Genomic DNA, 16,103 nt, shown 5'->3' with positions numbered 1-16,103 from the left:
ACACAGCGTTGCCATCCGTGCAGGATGATCACACGCCAGCGACACTTGCACACTGTAGGAGGTCGGTACATGCCGCATCGCTTGGGGGACGGCCCATCTTCAGCACTCGGAGGATGGCACGGAGAGTACAACTCTCCGGACGGACTGATCACACTCAGCGTCGATGAAGAGAACTACGACTTCCACATCGACGCGAGGCCCGGCTACCGCCCCAGCCTCATGAAGTCAGTCCTACTGATGGCGAGACGGAACGGTTTTGACCTGCTGGACGAAGACGAGGGAGATCCCGAAATCCTGGACGACGATACGATCCGCATCTACCTGACCCCGAGGCCGGCGTGCGCACCGCTCCTGAAGGTGGCCGCGTGAGCCTGAACCTGATGGAAATCCCGCAGCAGAAGCCGCTGCACCCGAACCTGTCGGTCCCCCGCGATGGTTGGGGCCGGCCTCTCATCGTTCCCGAGGGCGGCGGCAAGCCGAAGGGCCACACCCGCACAACGACGTTCATCGACTGCATCGAGGACAAGTCGAGCCTCGTCGACTGGAAGACCCGCAACGTCCTGGTCGGCATGACCAAGCGACCCGGCCTGGCGGACAAGGCGCGGAAGTTGGACCCGGAGGACGCCGCCGACAAGAAGAAGCTGAATGCCCTGGTCGAGCAGGCGGAAGACGCGGCCGGCGCGAACGACAAGAGCCGCAAGGGGACATACCTTCACGACCTCTCGGAGTACGTGGACCGAGGGGATCCGCTGCCCAAGACCATCTCGGCCGCGGATCTCGACGACATGGCCGCGTACATGATGGCCACCAGCGTGCTGAAGGTCGTCGCGATCGAACAGTTCGTCGTGGTGCCGGAGCTGAGCGTTGGCGGCACCTTCGACCGCCTCTCCTTCTACGAGGGGCCGGGCCCGGACGGCAAGCCGATCTCAGGCAACTTCATCACGGACACGAAGACCGGCTCAGTCGAGTACGGCAAGCTGAAGATGGCGTCACAGCTTGCCGTGTACTCGCGCGGCAAGCTGTACGACCACAAGCGCTTCCCCGTGGACGCGGACGACAAGAAGGCCGTCGCCGCGTGGAAGAAGCAGGACTTCACGGCAGAGCAGGCCGCCCAGGCGTACTCGCCGCTGCCTCCCGTGAATCAGGAGTGGGGCATCATCGTCCACTTGCCTGCCGGGACTGGGGTGTGTAACTTGTACTGGGCAGACCTGAGCATCGGGTGGGCGCTCGCCAATCTTGCGCTCACCATCCGCAAGGCCCGCAGCACAAAGGGGGCACTCAAGCCCTTTGTGAGCCACACCGCAACGAGCGGGGTTGAAACTTCAACCGATGTGTGAAAGTGTAGCAATACGTCACGAGAGAGGAGCGCGGTAGCCAGTGGAAACAACGGTCACGATCAAGTACGGCAAGAGCTACGACGACACCTGGGCGGTCTTCAAGGGGACTTCGGCCGAGATCCGGGCCAACATCCTGGAGTTTTTCGGGATGGACCCGACCACGCAGCAGGGTCTCAGCCTGAGCGGCGTCGTCATCAACGCGACGAACATCGCGCATGGCAAGGGTCTGATCGCGACGGCGCTCGGAGCCACGGTCGTCGAGGAGACGGCGCCGAACACCGAGCCGACCAAGCCGACAGGCGACCCGTGGGCGGCGGCTTCCGCTTCGAGCGGGAGTGCAAGTGTGACAACATCGAAGCAGGCCGACCCGAACGCGTACATCCTCGGGGAGATCGCGAAGAAGGCCACGGTCAAGGAGCTGAAGGAGCTCTGGGCCGCCAACCAGACCTTCTTCAGCGATCCGGCGGTCATGGCCGCATGGAAGGCGAAGGGCAAGGCCCTTCAAGGCGCGTAGCGCCATCCCCAGCAACCCAGCACCGAGTCACAGCGACTGCCCGACAGGGCAACGAGCAAAGGAGATCACAACAGTGGGACTCAACCTCATCGACATCCCGGTCCAGGGCGGCGGTTGGTTCAAGCCGGCGGACAACATCAACGCGGCGGCCATCCTCCTGGAGGTCCACTCCTTCGAACGCCAGCGCCCGACCCCGAACGGCCCGAAGGACTCCGTCCTCGCGGACGTCACCATCTTCAAGGACGCGGCTGCGCTCGCGGCCGGCACGCCCGAGGTGACCAAGGGCCAGAGGATCGAGCAGACCATCCTCGCTCGCGACCTGGAGACCATCGTCGACGGCGCGACCATCGTGAAGCTGGAGCAGATCCCGGCGAAGAAGCCCGGCGCGCATCCGGCGTGGGTCTGGCGCCCGATCGCCGACACGGCCGTCCGTACCGCCGTTGTCGAGTACGCCAACAAGCGTGAGGCCCAGGCGGAGGCGGCCGTCGCCGACGCCCCTGACTTCGACTGACCTCAGTGTGTAAGTGTAGCTCGCGAGAGAGGGGAGGTCGATGACGGGGCGCCAGCCCCGCGCGGCGAAAGCCGCTGACGAAGGAAGGAGGTCGGGCAAATTGCTCACCCCTGGTAGGTCTTTGTCTCTGCATGCCGAGTCTGGGCGCGAGCTTCCGCGAGTCGAAGCGTTCGCCGACCTGTACTCCATGGGCGTAAGGCCCAGGCATGGCGAGGTCGTCATGATCGCCGGCCGCTCAGGTACACAGAAGTCGGGCTTCGCCCTGTTCTGGGTCGCCCAAATGAATCTGTCCTCCCTGTACTTCTCCGCGGACATGAGTGCCTTCACGGCGTCCAGCCGGCTCGCCTCCATGGCGACGAAGGACACCTCGACGATGGTCGAGGCAGGCATGGCCGAGGGCGGGAAGTACCGGCAGGCGTACATCGACGCGCTGGCCGACCTGAACATCACCTTCTCGTTCGGCTCGCCGATCACCTGGCGGGCTGTCGACGAGGAGCTGGAAGCGTACGTCGAGCTGTGGGACCGGTATCCCGACGTCATCGTCTTCGACAACCTGATGGATTTCGAGAACGCCGAGTCGGACTACACCGAGCAGATGGCGGTCATGCAGGGGTGCACCGAACTGGCCCGTCACACGGGCGCCACGGTCATCATCCTGCACCACGCGAGCGACAAGGCGTGGGAGGCCAAGACGAGCCCCTGGAACCCGCCTTCGCGCGACCAGGTCAAGGGCGGCTTGTCGGAGAAGCCGGAGCTGTCGCTGTCCGTCGCGCTCGATCCGACGTCGATGGCGTACCACGTCGCCTGCATCAAGCAGCGCATGGGACCTTGCGATCCGACCGCGCAGCGCTACGCCACGATGATCTGCGAGCCCGAGTACACCCGCTTCCGCCGGGCGGAAGCCCGGCAGATCGTCCAGCAGGCGCAGGCGTCGGAGGACTGGAGCCCGACGAAGGTCGCGTTGAGCTTGGGCTCGTAGTCCCGCTCTTTCACAAACAACCAACCGGACAACGATCCGGTCCTACTGGGAGGTGGTGTGCAAGTTGAGCGACAACAGCATCGCGGCACGAAACCGGCGGAACAAGCGGAAGGGCGCCGACTGGGAGTCGGAGCTCCGCGACGGACTTCGGTCCGAGGGATTCGACGTCGAATCCCTTCGCCTGGCCGGCGCCGAGGACGAAGGCGACCTCGTCATCCGTGAAGACAAGGGCAGCTTCCTGGTGATCGAGGCGAAGAACGCCAAGTTCGAGCCGGGCGTCTTCCTCGGGGAGGCGATCGTCGAACGCGAGAACTTCGCCAAGCACCGCGACCTGGACCTGGAGACGGTCGAGTCGATCGTGGTCGTCAAGCGCCGAGGCAAGAACTGGCGCCAGGCGTTCGTACTCACGACCGTCGAGGACTACCTCGGGCTGGACCCGAAGTGAGAGACCTGAAGGACAACCTCGGGCCCAAGCTCATCGGTGAGTTCAACGCGGCGATCGACTTCGCGATCGAGGCGGCCATTGACTACGAGACCGGTCGGGACGTGACGCTCTGGAGCATCCCCCAGATCTACGCCACGGAGGAGATCCTGGGCGTGCCGCTGGAGATCGAACAGTGAGGTGGCATCGCGTCGAGGAGCACTCGGGCGGGGGCGACGACAGTAAGCCCTCGCTGATGGCGACGATGCACCACTTCGACGTGGACTTCAACGACCAGCGCAACACCGGCATGGCCAAGTGCGCGCTCCACGACGACAACACCCCGTCGATGTCGTTCCGGCTCGACGAGGGCCTGTGGAACTGCCACTCCTGCGGCAAGGGCGGCGACAGCTACACGCTGATCATCGAGTACCACCGCGAGCAGTTGGACAAGGAGATCGACTTCAGGGGCGCGAAGGACTACGCCCGTGAACGGGCGATCGAGGAGGGCGCGGCCGGCCCCCGCGAGGAGAGCTACACGAGCCGCTACGGAGGCGGCCACAGGCCCCCGAGCAAGCGGCCCGGACAACGACCGGGCGGCGGATACGTCCCGGCCTGGAAGAGAAGGTAAGGAGGAGAACAGTTTGTCCGAGCATGAGCCGCTGACGCCGCTCTCAACGTCCCAGAAAGAGATGCTGGAAGAGGCGGTGAGCACCTACCAGGCGCACATCACGCCCGAGGTGGCCCAGTACCTCATCGACCGCGGGATCGGGCGCGAGGAGGCCGTCTCCAATCGGCTCGGGATCGTCGCAGACCCGGCGCCGGGCCACGAGAAGTACCGAGGGATGCTCGCCATCCCCTACCTGAGCAAGGGCGGGTATCCGCTCACGGTCCGCTTCCGCTGCCTCGTCGAGCACAACCACCGTGACTACTTCCACGGCAAGTACAACACCGTCAAGGACGACATCCCTCGGATGTATGGGATCGATTCCGTCCACGAGGCCGGTGACGAGATCCACGTCACCGAAGGCGAGCTCGACCGCATCGTCCTGCGGAAGATCGGCCTTCACGCTGTCGCCATCCCCGGCGCCAACATGTGGTTCGGCAGGCACCGCAGGATGCTTGCCGGCTTCAACCGCGTATGGACGTGGGCCGATCCGGACGACGCGGGCGCCGAGCTCACCGGCAAGATCACCCGGCACCTCCGTACCGCCAAGGCGGTGCGACTGAAGGCCGACGTAACCGACGAGTACCTGGCGCACGGCGCCGAGTACCTGCTCGCCAAGATCAAGAAGGAGGACTGACGCAGTGACGGAGAACGAGACCACCGAGGCAACCGGGGCCGTCGAGACCGAGGCCAAGCCCAAGCGCCGTGCTCCCCGCAAGGCTGCCACCGACAAGCCGGACCCGATGGCCGCCCTGCTCGCGGAGATGCGAGAGGCGTTCAGCCACCTGGGCCCCCTGCCGAGCCAAGGCACTCCCGAGCACCGACGCAAGCACCACGACGGCCGCGCGGCGGCCTGGGGACAGCAGTACGCCCACGAGGGCACGTCTGACTCCTTCCTCCTGTCGCTCGCCTTCGAGGCGTCGGCCACGTACGAGGCGGAAGCCCGGTACGCCCTGCTTCAGCTCGCCGGGGCGGCCCTCGCCCTGGCCGGCAAGCTGGACGACAAGTGAGAGCCGAGGACGAGGGTTTCATCCCGCCTGAGGGCTGGGAGGGGGTCGAGGCCGGAGACGCCGAGCCGATCGTCGACCACTTCGGCGGGATCAAGCGGGCCGCCTCGATCGTGGGCGATCTCCGCAAGGAGTTGCAGGCCGAGGGCTTCACCAGGGAGGAGACGTTCGAGCTGGTCAAGACCTACTGGGAGTCAGAGATGGGGGCGTTCGAGTGACCCTCTCCTTCTGGCTCGCGGAGGACGACGAGTCCTTCGAGGGCGAGCGTGACGTGATCTACCCCGGCAAGCAGCCGGTCAACGGCGAGCCTCACGTCTTGGTCGTCGAGGAGGACCCGGAGGACGGCTTCGGCATCGAGCACACGCATGACTGCCTCGACCAGTGGGGCGAAGTGGTGTGCGATGTCGGCTGGAATCAGGACTGGGTAGGACTCGACGAGTTCTTCCATCGCGCCGACACCGCGAGCGGCGAGAAGATGACGGACGGCCTGATCCCCGGCCGGTACTGGGTCGAGGCATGGTCGTCGGAGTACTACAGCTACGCCTACGGCACGACTGAGTATGAGCACGCCATCGCGCTCCTCTACCCGGAGGAGGCGGAGTGACCCCGATCGAGCTGCCCGGAGAGCCGGGCCCGACCCTGGCCGACATCCACGCGGCGATGACGCCCGGCGAGCAGGCCGCCTTCGCGCCTCACCTGCTCGGCGAGACGTCGGCCGACTGGCTGTCCGCCATCCTTCGCCGCTTCGGTCACGACGTGTCCGCAACCACCATCCGCACGTACCGCCGGGCACTCCGGCAGGAAGGGGGCAACCTCAGTGAGCGAGCTGCTTGACGAGCTCCTGGCCAAGCCGGTGGGCCCCACTGTCCCGGCCCGACAGGTGGACCCCGAGAAGGACTTCACCCGCCAGATCGAGATCAAGGGCGACGAGGCCGACGTCACCGTCCGCGGCGAGTCCTTCGAGGACAACGAGAGCGCGGCCACCAGCGTGCTCCAGGGCCAGGGCCTCAACCCGTCCGAGTGGACGGTCACCGGCCTCCGCTCCTCGGAGTGGACGATGGCGAACGGCAGCACGGGCGTGAGCACCCGCTTCACTTTCGCCCGCATGTGTGCAAGTGTAGCACGTAAGCGGCCGGCTCTCGACGAGCTGCTGACCGCGATCGAGGCGCACGACCCGCGCGCTACGAACTACCCGAGCGACGGTCGCCACACCTTCATCGTCGCCCTCGGCGACATGCAGTTCGGGAAGATCGACGGCGACGGTGTTGAGGGCACGTTGGCCCGGACGATCGACTGTCTGAACAAGGCGGCCGACCTGTTCCGGATCTACCAGGACCGCTTCGACATCGGCCACATTCACATCGCGTGGCTCGGCGATCACATCGAGGGCTTCGTCTCGCAGGGCGGGGCGAACACCTGGCGCACGGGACTGACGCTGAACGAACAGATCCGGCTGACGCGTCGGGTGATGCTGCACGCGCTCCTCACCTTCGCACCGCTGGTCCGTCGTCTCACGATGGCCGCCGTCCCCGGCAACCACGGCGAGGCCGTGCGGTTCATGGGCAAGGGCCTGACTCGGTACGACGACAGCCATGACACCGAGTCTCTGATCGCCGTCAAGGACGCAGCCGACCTGCACCCCGAACGGTTCGGTCACGTCGCCTTCTACGTGCCCGACACGGACGAGCTGACGGTCGTCGTCGAGTGCTCGGGCACGGTCGTGGCCCACGCTCACGGCCACCACTGGAGGCCCGGCAAGCACTTCGAGTGGTGGAAGGGGCAGGCGTTCAGTCGTGAGTCCGCGATGCACCAGGCGGACCTCCTCCTCGCCGGCCACCTGCATCACGAGCACGTCGACAGCGACGGGCCGCGCACGTTCATCCAGCCGCCGGCCATGGAGTCGGAAAGCACTTGGTGGCGCCACGCCAAGGGCACGACCGGCGCCCCCGGACTCATCGTCGCAGTGACCAAGGACGGGCGGGTGCCCGTGAAGGAGGTGGTGAGTCAGTGAGTCTCAACCTGATCGACGCCGAGTTCAGCGACTCCACCGAGGAGAAGCCTGACTGGGGCTTCGCCCGCCAGGACGAGGTCGACGGGATCGCCCAGCGCGCGGCCCGCAAGGCGGCCGAGTCCTACTCGGGTCTGGAGTACGAGGACGCTCACCAGGACGCCCTCATCCTGCTGGCCACCAGGCCGAGCCAGGCCAAGACCGCGCTGGAAGTGGGCCCCGGCGCCCTCAACCGATGGATCGGCCAGCGCCTTCGGGACCAGCACCTCACCGAGGCCCGGCGCCACTCGAAGGTCAAGTCCTGGGAGGCCAACCAGGAACAGCTCGAAGCCGCGGGGCGCTGAGTGGCTGGCGGCTACAACCGAGCGGTCGTCGAGAAGATCCTGCCCGCCGTCTGGGACCAGGATGCGGCGTACGGCATGAAGAACGAGCTCGCCCCCGATGCGGACATGCCGAAGGGGCATGTCGACAAGAAGAAGGGCGCGACCTTCCCCGCTCACCTCGCCGATGTGCGGCACGGATGGAGAACCGCAGACCTGACACTGATCGAGCGCCAGTCTCTCCTCCTTCGGTACGGCCTTGACTGGGGGTACGACGAGATCGGCGCTTCGCGCGGTGTCCGTAAGCAGTCAGCTCAGGAGGCGACTGAGCGGGCAGTCGGCAAGCTGACGGCCTGCCTGAACGGTGAGCAGTACATCGACGGTTACGACAGCCAGGTGGAGCCAGACTGAGTGTGACCTCCGGCAGCCTCAACGACTGCGCGATGGTCAAGTAATTGGCGCCCCCTGCTGAGACTGGGTGGGGGGCGCCTGTCGTCCATCTTCGAAGTCGAAGAGGCTGATGATCGCGACCCCAATTCCGCATACGACAGCAAAGGCGCCTCCCCCGGCGGAAGTACTCTCCAGCGCCGTCGCGCCAAGAGCCGACACGACAACACCTACGACGAGGCCGACGATGACGGCGAACATGACACAGAAGGCGACCACGATCAGCTTCTTCTTGGTGGGACTCACCGGACTTGACTCCCCGGAAGTTCGGGGGTGGCCGGTGAGGAGACGACAGACTCGACCGGCCACCTGGCTTGTAGGTGGCGTCGAAAGGCTGGCGTTGGGGGCGCCGAGCCCTTCTGGTCGAGTCCTGTCGTGCAGAAATCACACGTGACCTGAACAGGAACCCGGTGTATTACGGGTGAGGCCGTGTTTCCTTCGTGCGGGCCTCTTGCTTGGGAGCCTGTGGCAGCGAGGTGGGTCACTCGTCCTCGCGGCTGGTAGAAGCTTCGACTTGGAGGTCGATGCTTCGATTGGATTGTAACACGGAGCAATCACACGCGTACGCGGTTGACGCCGCACCAAAGAGCCCCCATCCGCGCGGATGGGGGCTCAAATCCTTACAGGGACACGGCAGTTGAGAGCGACAAGCTCAGTCGGTCAGCCCAACTCGCTTGGCCATCGCCATCAAGTCCGGCCGCGTCCTCTGATGCATGACGAAGAGAACCCTGAGCACTTCTCGGCTCATGGGGTGCACCTCCGTCATCTCCGGCGCCACCTTGAAGGCCGTTTTCAGAGACTCTTCGGAGCCGGCCACATCTCCAACGGCCAGTCGTGCCCTCGCAACGTCGATGTGAAGTCGGCCGATGCGGTTGGGCTTCAATCCCGCTGGCGGCTTGCTCAGGAGGGGCGTCGCCATGTTCACCGCCCGATCTGGCTGATCCAACTCGATGTGGGCAGCGAGCTCGTACAGCGCGGTGTTTCCTGCCCCGAAGGTCAGGTTGTGCAAGAGCACATCGCCGGCCTCGGGGAGCTTGGCAGCAAGATCGCGAGCCCGAACCAGGTGGGCCTCCGTGGCGGCAGCGTCCTTGTGCCGAGAGGCGAGAACCACCCCCCGCAGGTGGAGTGAACCAAGGACGACCGCGCGGGCGGAGGCGCTGCTGTCGAGACGTTCGTACTGGACGATGGCGCGGTCCACGATGGTGAGTCCGTCATCGTAGTGCCCGGCCGACTGGTAGGTTCCGGCCTCGTTCCACGCCGCCGCGGCCTCCGCGTCCGGGTTCCACGTCTGGTGCGCCGCCCATTGCTGCCGCGAGACGATCATGTCCGCAAGGTCGGGCTCCCCGAGCCGGTGAGCAACGGCGTAGGCACATCCGTAGAGGTCGGCGACCTGGCCCCAGGCGACAGCGTCGCCACCGGCGGCGAAGGCTGTCGCCGTTGCCTGGCCAAGCAACTTCGGCAGGACGTCGAGCAGTCCGAGGTACTGAGCCTCCGCCCGAAGGTGTGCCGCGTTCTTCAGGTCGCGGGCCAGCACCTTGGGGTCTGGCACGTCTTCCTTCGGGAGCGTGTGCCGACGCACCGCCGTACGCAGCGCATCAAGGCGCTCGGCCTCCGTGCGGGGGCGGTCGCGGAAAGGCTGACCGTAGATGCGGGCCGTGGTAACACCCAGGGCTTTCGCGCAGGCTGCTGCGACAGGCGGCGTGACCGGCCTGAGGCCGGTCTCGATCTTGCTGAGGTAGGAAACGCTCAGCAACGAGGCTCGACCGAGCTGAGCCTGCGACATCTCCCGCGCCTTGCGAAGTACGGCGATGTTCTCGCCAGCGCTTGTGCTCTCCATGCACCTCACCTTCCCACGTCAAGGGGTCCGTTCCCTCAACTGCGCTCTCCGGCACTTCCGTTGTGCAAGTTCTGTGTGAACTGATCTTGGTCCTGCGCAGTTCACTTGTTACAGACGGCGATCGGGCGAGTAACCGGAGTGAACCCAGCGATCGTCTTGAACTACAACTCCAAGCAAGGAGTTCAGCGTGAGCATCGAGTCACAGGCGAAAACACAGGCCGAGACGTACGAGCCCAAGGCCACCAGCGGCGCTGGAAGTGCAGGCATCGGCGAGCCCTCCGACCCCCAGGCTTACGTGATCGACGTGGGGACAATCCGCGACACTGTGTCCGTCGCCCGAGAGATGCCCGTCTCGCGGGATGCCCGCCCTCGTATCGCTTCCATCACGGCAACGCTGGTCGGGATGCTCGAACTCCTGCTTGGCGAAGATCTCAACTTCGATCTCGACCCGGCCGTTCGGGGCATGTACCAGGCCGCGTACCGACTGCTTCGCATCAACCGCCGGCCGATGAGCGGCGACCCCACTGTCATGGCGTGGGAGTACATGCGGGATGTGGCAGACCTGACGTCCCGACTCGTAGAGACCTACGCCGGCCAGCAGGGTGAGGCTGAGATCGATGGCCAGTGAGTCCGAGGCTCCGCCGCTCCCCGTTCGCGACCCACGAAGCTCGCTGTCGAAGCTGGCCGAGTCGCGAAGGCTGTATCTCGTGCCGTCCGGCCTTCCGCCGGTCGAGCCGGAGCCCCCGGCGGAGGAGGAGGGCACGTGAACCAGAAGGCACAGCAGGTGGCCTACATGGTGAGTGTGCTCGCTCTCGGCAGTGCGTTGGTTCTTGCGATCTGGCAGGGAGGCTGACCCGAATGATGCCGAATGGCCTGACGGTCTACCCGGCGGATGGTCGCCCCGTCCCCTCCCGCCCCGACGATGGCAGGGAGTGGATTCTGGGCGCATGTTGGCTGTGGTGCCGCCGCGTTGGCCTTCCCGTGATCTGGATCGGCCCGGTTGTGTCCGGTGGAGCCCACGCTCCGCTGTTCGCCTGCTCCTGGTGCCTTGACGAACTCGACCGCATGGTCTGGCAGTACGTCACGGCCAAAGACGCCAACCTCGACTCCCGTCTCCCTGGGTAGAAGGCCCGTCCGCGCGCCCCGCGCTGTGGTCAAGCCCCAGAGGAGGCGGGTTCAGCGCCCGGCCCGGCTGATGCCATCCCCCGAAGAAGGACAGGTCCAGCCGGGCCGGGTTGCCCACCACGAGTAGAGCCTGTGGCTCAAACAGAGTCTCCCGGTCCGGAAGCCTGTCGGTGGGCTTCCGAACCGGGTGAGTAGAACCCGGTCGTCCACTCCGAAGCATTCAAGGGCAGCACCAAGGCCCTCTGTCCGGACGCCGGCCACGCCAAGCAGTTCTCATGAGACGAAGGAGTGCTCGATGACTACCAGTCAGGTCGTGGACGTAATGGACCGCACGTTCGCCGAACAGCCCGCGAAGGCGGTTCGCCCCTTCGGGCTGACCAAGGCCGTGCCGGTTCGCCCGGTTGCCGGAGTGTGGCCCTCGCTGCGTCTCTGCTCGGAGCGGCAGATCAGCGTGACCGTGGACGGTGGCGAGCCGTTCATCCACGCCCCCTCGATGGGGTCCCAGTTCGAAACGGTGGCCCAGACCACGGAGGACAGCCAGCTCGACGAGGAGAAGGCCAACGACACCGACTGACCGACCGGTTGACTGAGCGAAGGATCTGACTGATGACTGTCCTTGTTCTGACGGGCCCCAAAGACGCGACTGCGGATCTCGTGATCGCGGAACTCACCGGACGAGGTGTGTCCGTTCACCGACTCGATCCCGGAGAGTTCCCCGAGAGCCTGATCCTTGCAGCACGTATCGGCCCTCGCCGAGCCAACTGGGACGGCGGATTACGGGGCTTGCACCGGGACTTGGACTTCGGTCGCGTTCGTTCCGTCTACTACCGACGTCCGTCGGAACACCGCTTCCACCCCGACCTGTCGGGCTGCGATGCGCGGTGGGCAGCCGCCGAGGCCCGTGCCGGCCTCGGCGGCTTGCTGGCGACACTGGAATGCACCTGGTTGAACCACCCGAAGCGAAACTCCGTCGCGGGTGTCAAGCCTGTCGCCCTGGCAACGGCCGCTCGGTGCGGCCTGAGCATTCCCGAGACACTGATCACCAACCACCCAGACGAGGCGCGCGCCTTCGTCGGGAACCTGCCTGGCCGGGTGGCGGCGTACAAAGCTCTCGGCACTCAGGGCGCCAGCGGCATCGACGGTGAACCGTACGCCCTGTGGACGACCAGGGTGGGCGTCGCGGAGATCACGGACGCTGTCCGTCTCACGGCGCACCAGTTCCAGGAGTGGATACCGAAGGCGTACGAGGTTCGCCTGACCGTCGTAGCCGGTCGCATGTTCGCGGCCAAGATCCATGCCTCGTCGGAGGCCGCACTCATCGACATCCGTACGGACTACGACAGCCATACGTACGAGCTCTGCGAGGTGCCCTGTGGTATCGCTTCCGGCGTCCGCAGACTGCTGGACGCCTTCGGGCTCCATTACGCCGCCATGGACTTCCTCGTTGATCGGGGCGGGGAGTGGCACTTGATCGACCTGAATCCGAATGGCCAGTGGGCATTCGTCCCGGAACTGCGCACCCCCATCACCCAAGCACTTGCTGACCTACTGGAAGGCACCCCATGAGCACCGCCACCCCGTCCGCCTACGAGCTGCGTCGCCTGATGACGGACCAGCTCACCGCCGCAGGGTCGTTGCATTCCGAGCGCTGGATCGCCGCCTTCTCCAGCGTCCCGCGGCACCTGTTCGTGCCCAAGTTCACCGTGCGGTCCGAGGGCAGCCTGCACGCGTACGACCAGGCTGATCCGATGTGGCTCGCCGCGGCCTACCGGGACACCTCGCTGCTTACGCAGTTCGACGCGACTGGCGTCGCCACCAGCTCCTCTACGCGCCCCTCCCTCATGGCCAGGATGCTCGAAGCCCTGGACGTGGTGGATGGCGACAAGGTCTTGGAGATCGGTGTCGGTACTGGATACAACGCCGCGCTACTGGCCCACCGTCTGGGTGACGACCGCGTTGTATCGCTCGATGTCGACCCCGACCTCGTGAGCCTGGCGCGGGACAGGCTCGGCAGGTCCGACCACATGCCCACGGTGATTGTCGGAGATGGCTTGGACGGCTGTGACGAGCACGCCCCGTACGACCGCCTGCTGGCCACCTGCGGTGTCGGCCGCATCCCCGACGCATGGCGAGAGCAGGTTCGTCCAGGCGGGGTCATCGTCGCCAACGTCGGCTACGGCATCACACGCCTGACCATCGACCGCGATCACCGCGCAGAGGGCAGATTCCTCCCCGAACTGGCCGCCTTCATGGCGGCCCGGCCGGACACGAGCACTCTCAGCGCCACGCCCCAGCAGCTCACCGACCTGACCACGACATACACGGGCTCCTCGCGGGAGATCTCCCTTCCCATCGGCCTCGGAGCCGAGATCGCCCAGTTCCTACCGTCCCTCGCGCATCCCACGGTCAAGACGATCGTCCTGAAAAACGACAGCGGACGGGAGATGCGCTGTCTGTGGGAGCCACGGACGGAGTCCTGGGCACGCATCACGCCGCTCGACGTTCGGACAGCACAGCTCGACCACCAAGGCCCGCGGGACCTCTGGGCCGAGCTGGAGCCCCTTCTCACCCACTGGGTGAGCGCCGGCCGCCCCAGCGTCGACCGCTACGGCCTGAGCGTCGACACGGACGGGGCGCACACCCTCTGGCTCGACGAGCCCGCGAACGAAGTGGGATCACTCCCAGCATCCGAATGAAAAGCCGCTCAGCTCGCCGCTGAGGGCTTGCCGACCCACTCGATGGAGCTTGTGACGTGCGGGGCCTCCCTGGGCGGCGGAAGGGGCGTGCGTGGCCTTCCGGCAGGCTTCACGTTCTGTCTCTTGGTGCCGAGGTCGCGCAGGATCGCTTCCCGCTCGACCTCGGTCAACCCTTCCAGCGCTTCCATCAAACGCTCAACTGTTTCTGCGGTCATGGTGCTACTTCCCCTGGCCGGCAGGCTGCGCGACCGTCAGCGGCAGCAGCTTCTTGCCCGTCGGGCCCGTTTGTGGCCATGTATCCATCTGAGGGCACACCCCGCAGTCGAAGCACGGCGTCCAGCGGCAGTCCTCGACCTCCGTCTCGTCCAGCGCGTCCTGCCAGTCCTCCCAGAGCCAGTCCTTGTCGAGACCGGAGTCCAGGTGGTCCCAGGGCAGGACCTCCTCGTAGGTGCGTTCGCGTGTGGTGTACCAGTCGACGTCCAGGCCGAACGCCGGGAGCGTCTTCGCGGCGCTCGCCATCCAGCGGTCGTAGCTGAAGTGCTCGCGCCAGCCGTCGAATCGGCCGCCGTCCTCGTAGACCGCGCGGATGACCGCGCCCACCCGTCGGTCGCCGCGTGAGAGCAGGCCCTCGACGATGCCGGGCTTGCCGTCGTGGTAGCGGAAGCCGATCGAGCGGCCGTACTTCTTGTCCGCGCGGATCTTGTCGCGGAGCTTCAGCAGCCGCGCGTCGGTCTCCTCGACGCTGAGCTGCGGCGCCCACTGGAACGGGGTGTGCGGCTTGGGTACGAAGCCGCCGATGGAGACGGTACAGCGGATGTCGTTCTGGCCGGAGACCTTGCGGCCCTCGGCGATGACCTTGACCGCCATGTCGCCGATCTGGAGCACGTCGTCGTCGGTCTCGGTCGGCAGCCCGCACATGAAGTAGAGCTTCACCTGGCGCCAGCCGTTGCCGTACGCGGTGGAGACCGTACGGATCAGGTCCTCCTCCGAGACCATCTTGTTGATGACCTTGCGCAGCCGCTCGGAGCCGCCCTCGGGGGCGAAGGTGAGGCCGGAGCGCCGGCCGTTGCGGGTGAGTTCGTTGGCCAGGTCGACGTTGAAGGCGTCGACACGGGTGGACGGGAGGGAGAGGCCGATCTTCTCCTCCTCGTACCGGTCGGCGAGGCCCTTGGCGACGTCGGCGATCTCGCTGTGGTCGGCGGACGACAGCGACAGCAGGCCGACCTCCTCGAAGCCCGTCGCCTTCAGCCCCTTCTCGACCATCTCGCCGATGCCGGTGATGCTGCGCTCCCGGACGGGCCGGGTGATCATGCCGGCCTGGCAGAAGCGGCAGCCGCGCGTGCAGCCGCGGAAGATCTCGACGGACATCCGCTCGTGCACGGTCTCGGCCAGCGGTACGAGCGGCTGCTTCGGGTACGGCCACTCGTCCAGGTCCATGACGGTGTGCTTGGAGACCCGCCACGGGACGCCGGACCGGTTGGGCACCGTACGGGCGATACGGCCGTCCGGCAGGTACTCGACGTCGTAGAAGCCGGGGACGTACACCCCGCCGGTCTTCGCGAGCCGCAGCAGCAGCTCCTCGCGGCCGCCGGTGCGCCCCTCGGCCTTCCAGGCCCGGACGATCTCGGTGATCGTCAGCACGGCCTGCTCGCCGTCGCCGATGACGGCGCAGTCGATGAACTCGGCGATCGGCTCGGGGTTGAACGCCGCGTGGCCGCCCGCGAGCACGATCGGGTGGTCGACGGTGCGCTCCGCCGCGTTGAGCGGGATCTGGGCCAGGTCGAGCGCCGTGAGCATGTTGGTGTAGCCCAGCTCGGTGGAGAAGGAGAGCCCGAAGACGTCGAACGCCGATACGGGGCGGTGCGCGTCCACCGTGAACTGCGGGACCTGGTGCTCGCGCATCAGCGCCTCGAGGTCGGGCCAGACGCTGTACGTGCGCTCCGCGAGGACGCCCTCGCGCTCGTTCAGGACCTCGTAGAGGATCATGACGCCCTGGTTGGGCAGCCCGACCTCGTACGCGTCGGGGTACATCAGCGCCCATCGGACGTCGCACTCGTCCCAGTCCTTGACGGTGGAGTTGAGTTCACCGCCGACGTATTGGATCGGCTTCTGCACATGCGGGAGCAGAGCTTCGAGCTGCGGGAAGACCGACTCAACAGCAGACATCACGGCGACTTTCGTGGGCTGACGGGGTGACGGGGTGGCCATCCAGGCTACCCCGGCCGTCACCCGCC

25 protein-coding genes are annotated in these 16,103 nt (G+C 66.3%); 21 read left to right on the top strand and 4 right to left on the bottom strand.

The annotated features are described in order from the left end of the window. The first annotated feature begins 69 nt into the window (after positions 1-69). From OG329_RS29615 to OG329_RS29540, 16 genes are all read left to right on the top strand, one after another. Entirely contained in the window at positions 70-369 is a 300-nt protein-coding gene (locus OG329_RS29615; RefSeq protein ID WP_405799464.1) for a hypothetical protein, read from the top strand. Beyond that, on the top strand, positions 366-1,337 hold the full coding sequence (locus tag OG329_RS29610) for a hypothetical protein (RefSeq protein ID WP_405799463.1): 972 nt from the start codon (positions 366-368) through the stop codon (positions 1,335-1,337). The genes OG329_RS29615 and OG329_RS29610 overlap by 4 nt, the downstream gene beginning before the upstream one ends. A 40-nt stretch (positions 1,338-1,377) precedes the next feature. Then, complete coding sequence (locus OG329_RS29605) at positions 1,378-1,851, top strand: hypothetical protein (RefSeq protein ID WP_405799462.1); 474 nt, start codon at positions 1,378-1,380, stop codon at positions 1,849-1,851. A 73-nt stretch (positions 1,852-1,924) separates the two neighbouring features. After that, positions 1,925-2,362, top strand: a complete 438-nt coding sequence (locus OG329_RS29600; protein WP_405799461.1) for a hypothetical protein — start codon at positions 1,925-1,927, stop codon at positions 2,360-2,362. 40 nt (positions 2,363-2,402) lie between these two features. Further along, a complete protein-coding gene (locus OG329_RS29595) occupies positions 2,403-3,341 on the top strand; it encodes an AAA family ATPase (RefSeq protein ID WP_405799460.1) in 939 nt (312 codons plus the stop codon). Positions 3,342-3,405: 64 nt separating this feature from the next. Then, a complete protein-coding gene (locus tag OG329_RS29590) occupies positions 3,406-3,786 on the top strand; it encodes a hypothetical protein (protein ID WP_405799459.1) in 381 nt (126 codons plus the stop codon). After that, positions 3,783-3,962 (top strand): hypothetical protein, encoded by a 180-nt coding sequence (locus OG329_RS29585; protein WP_405799458.1) that lies wholly within the window; start codon positions 3,783-3,785, stop codon positions 3,960-3,962. The genes OG329_RS29590 and OG329_RS29585 overlap by 4 nt, the downstream gene beginning before the upstream one ends. Then, positions 3,959-4,393, top strand: coding sequence for a CHC2 zinc finger domain-containing protein (locus OG329_RS29580; protein ID WP_405799457.1), 435 nt, complete (start codon positions 3,959-3,961; stop codon positions 4,391-4,393). Before OG329_RS29585 ends, OG329_RS29580 begins: the two co-directional genes overlap by 4 nt. A gap of 13 nt (positions 4,394-4,406) precedes the next feature. After that, positions 4,407-5,066: a toprim domain-containing protein gene (locus OG329_RS29575; protein ID WP_405799456.1), complete on the top strand. Its 660-nt coding sequence runs from the start codon at positions 4,407-4,409 to the stop codon at positions 5,064-5,066. A 4-nt stretch (positions 5,067-5,070) separates the two neighbouring features. After that, entirely contained in the window at positions 5,071-5,439 is a 369-nt protein-coding gene (locus tag OG329_RS29570) for a hypothetical protein (protein ID WP_405799455.1), read from the top strand. Beyond that, a complete protein-coding gene (locus OG329_RS29565) occupies positions 5,436-5,654 on the top strand; it encodes a hypothetical protein (protein WP_405799454.1) in 219 nt (72 codons plus the stop codon). Before OG329_RS29570 ends, OG329_RS29565 begins: the two co-directional genes overlap by 4 nt. Further along, complete coding sequence (locus OG329_RS29560) at positions 5,651-6,040, top strand: hypothetical protein (RefSeq protein ID WP_405799453.1); 390 nt, start codon at positions 5,651-5,653, stop codon at positions 6,038-6,040. Before OG329_RS29565 ends, OG329_RS29560 begins: the two co-directional genes overlap by 4 nt. After that, a complete protein-coding gene (locus tag OG329_RS29555) occupies positions 6,037-6,270 on the top strand; it encodes a hypothetical protein (RefSeq protein WP_405799452.1) in 234 nt (77 codons plus the stop codon). Before OG329_RS29560 ends, OG329_RS29555 begins: the two co-directional genes overlap by 4 nt. Continuing rightward, positions 6,254-7,447 (top strand): hypothetical protein, encoded by a 1,194-nt coding sequence (locus OG329_RS29550; protein WP_405799451.1) that lies wholly within the window; start codon positions 6,254-6,256, stop codon positions 7,445-7,447. Before OG329_RS29555 ends, OG329_RS29550 begins: the two co-directional genes overlap by 17 nt. Continuing rightward, on the top strand, positions 7,444-7,788 hold the full coding sequence (locus tag OG329_RS29545) for a hypothetical protein (protein ID WP_405799450.1): 345 nt from the start codon (positions 7,444-7,446) through the stop codon (positions 7,786-7,788). The genes OG329_RS29550 and OG329_RS29545 overlap by 4 nt, the downstream gene beginning before the upstream one ends. Next, a complete protein-coding gene (locus OG329_RS29540; protein ID WP_405799449.1) occupies positions 7,789-8,175 on the top strand; it encodes a hypothetical protein in 387 nt (128 codons plus the stop codon). 36 nt (positions 8,176-8,211) lie between these two features. Here the strand turns inward: OG329_RS29540 and OG329_RS29535 are convergent, their stop codons facing one another. After that, positions 8,212-8,457 carry a hypothetical protein gene (locus tag OG329_RS29535; RefSeq protein ID WP_392677857.1) on the bottom strand — a complete coding sequence of 82 codons (246 nt, stop codon included), beginning with the start codon at positions 8,455-8,457 and terminating at the stop codon, positions 8,212-8,214. A gap of 406 nt (positions 8,458-8,863) precedes the next feature. Next, positions 8,864-10,048 (bottom strand): helix-turn-helix domain-containing protein, encoded by a 1,185-nt coding sequence (locus OG329_RS29530; protein WP_405799448.1) that lies wholly within the window; start codon positions 10,046-10,048, stop codon positions 8,864-8,866. A 187-nt stretch (positions 10,049-10,235) separates the two neighbouring features. Here OG329_RS29530 and OG329_RS29525 point away from each other — a divergent pair, with 187 nt between their 5' ends. The 5 genes from OG329_RS29525 to OG329_RS29505 all read left to right on the top strand — a co-directional run bounded on the left by OG329_RS29525 (position 10,236) and on the right by OG329_RS29505 (position 13,869). After that, positions 10,236-10,676, top strand: a complete 441-nt coding sequence (locus OG329_RS29525) for a hypothetical protein (protein ID WP_405799447.1) — start codon at positions 10,236-10,238, stop codon at positions 10,674-10,676. Continuing rightward, positions 10,666-10,815, top strand: coding sequence for a hypothetical protein (locus OG329_RS29520; RefSeq protein ID WP_405799446.1), 150 nt, complete (start codon positions 10,666-10,668; stop codon positions 10,813-10,815). The genes OG329_RS29525 and OG329_RS29520 overlap by 11 nt, the downstream gene beginning before the upstream one ends. A gap of 653 nt (positions 10,816-11,468) precedes the next feature. Then, positions 11,469-11,747 (top strand): putative ATP-grasp-modified RiPP, encoded by a 279-nt coding sequence (gene tgmA, locus OG329_RS29515; protein ID WP_405799445.1) that lies wholly within the window; start codon positions 11,469-11,471, stop codon positions 11,745-11,747. Between the two features lie 32 nt (positions 11,748-11,779). Then, positions 11,780-12,739, top strand: a complete 960-nt coding sequence (gene tgmB / locus OG329_RS29510; protein ID WP_405799444.1) for an ATP-grasp ribosomal peptide maturase — start codon at positions 11,780-11,782, stop codon at positions 12,737-12,739. Further along, complete coding sequence (locus tag OG329_RS29505; protein ID WP_405799443.1) at positions 12,736-13,869, top strand: methyltransferase domain-containing protein; 1,134 nt, start codon at positions 12,736-12,738, stop codon at positions 13,867-13,869. Before tgmB ends, OG329_RS29505 begins: the two co-directional genes overlap by 4 nt. Before the next feature lie 8 nt (positions 13,870-13,877). Here the strand turns inward: OG329_RS29505 and OG329_RS29500 are convergent, their stop codons facing one another. Both OG329_RS29500 and OG329_RS29495 read right to left on the bottom strand, forming a co-directional pair. Then, a complete protein-coding gene (locus OG329_RS29500; protein ID WP_405799442.1) occupies positions 13,878-14,084 on the bottom strand; it encodes a hypothetical protein in 207 nt (68 codons plus the stop codon). Positions 14,085-14,088: 4 nt separating this feature from the next. After that, positions 14,089-16,035, bottom strand: a complete 1,947-nt coding sequence (locus tag OG329_RS29495) for a TIGR03960 family B12-binding radical SAM protein (protein WP_405799441.1) — start codon at positions 16,033-16,035, stop codon at positions 14,089-14,091. Between the last annotated feature and the right edge of the window lie 68 nt (positions 16,036-16,103).

Origin of the sequence: Streptomyces sp. NBC_01506 (assembly GCF_045040295.1) — a bacterium.
Taxonomy (GTDB): Bacteria; Actinomycetota; Actinomycetes; order Streptomycetales; family Streptomycetaceae; genus Streptomyces.
Note: the sequence above shows the minus strand (reverse complement) of the source record. Positions and strands in the feature narration are given on the sequence as shown.

Coding starts and splice junctions, on each gene's coding strand:
- OG329_RS29530 (WP_405799448.1), bottom strand. CDS start 10,048: ATGGAGAGCACAAGCGCTGGCGAGAACATCGCCGTACTTCGCAAGGCG.
- tgmB (WP_405799444.1), top strand. CDS start 11,780: ATGACTGTCCTTGTTCTGACGGGCCCCAAAGACGCGACTGCGGATCTC.
- tgmA (WP_405799445.1), top strand. CDS start 11,469: ATGACTACCAGTCAGGTCGTGGACGTAATGGACCGCACGTTCGCCGAA.
- OG329_RS29520 (WP_405799446.1), top strand. CDS start 10,666: ATGGCCAGTGAGTCCGAGGCTCCGCCGCTCCCCGTTCGCGACCCACGA.
- OG329_RS29500 (WP_405799442.1), bottom strand. CDS start 14,084: ATGACCGCAGAAACAGTTGAGCGTTTGATGGAAGCGCTGGAAGGGTTG.
- OG329_RS29595 (WP_405799460.1), top strand. CDS start 2,403: ATGACGGGGCGCCAGCCCCGCGCGGCGAAAGCCGCTGACGAAGGAAGG.
- OG329_RS29495 (WP_405799441.1), bottom strand. CDS start 16,035: ATGTCTGCTGTTGAGTCGGTCTTCCCGCAGCTCGAAGCTCTGCTCCCG.
- OG329_RS29615 (WP_405799464.1), top strand. CDS start 70: ATGCCGCATCGCTTGGGGGACGGCCCATCTTCAGCACTCGGAGGATGG.
- OG329_RS29505 (WP_405799443.1), top strand. CDS start 12,736: ATGAGCACCGCCACCCCGTCCGCCTACGAGCTGCGTCGCCTGATGACG.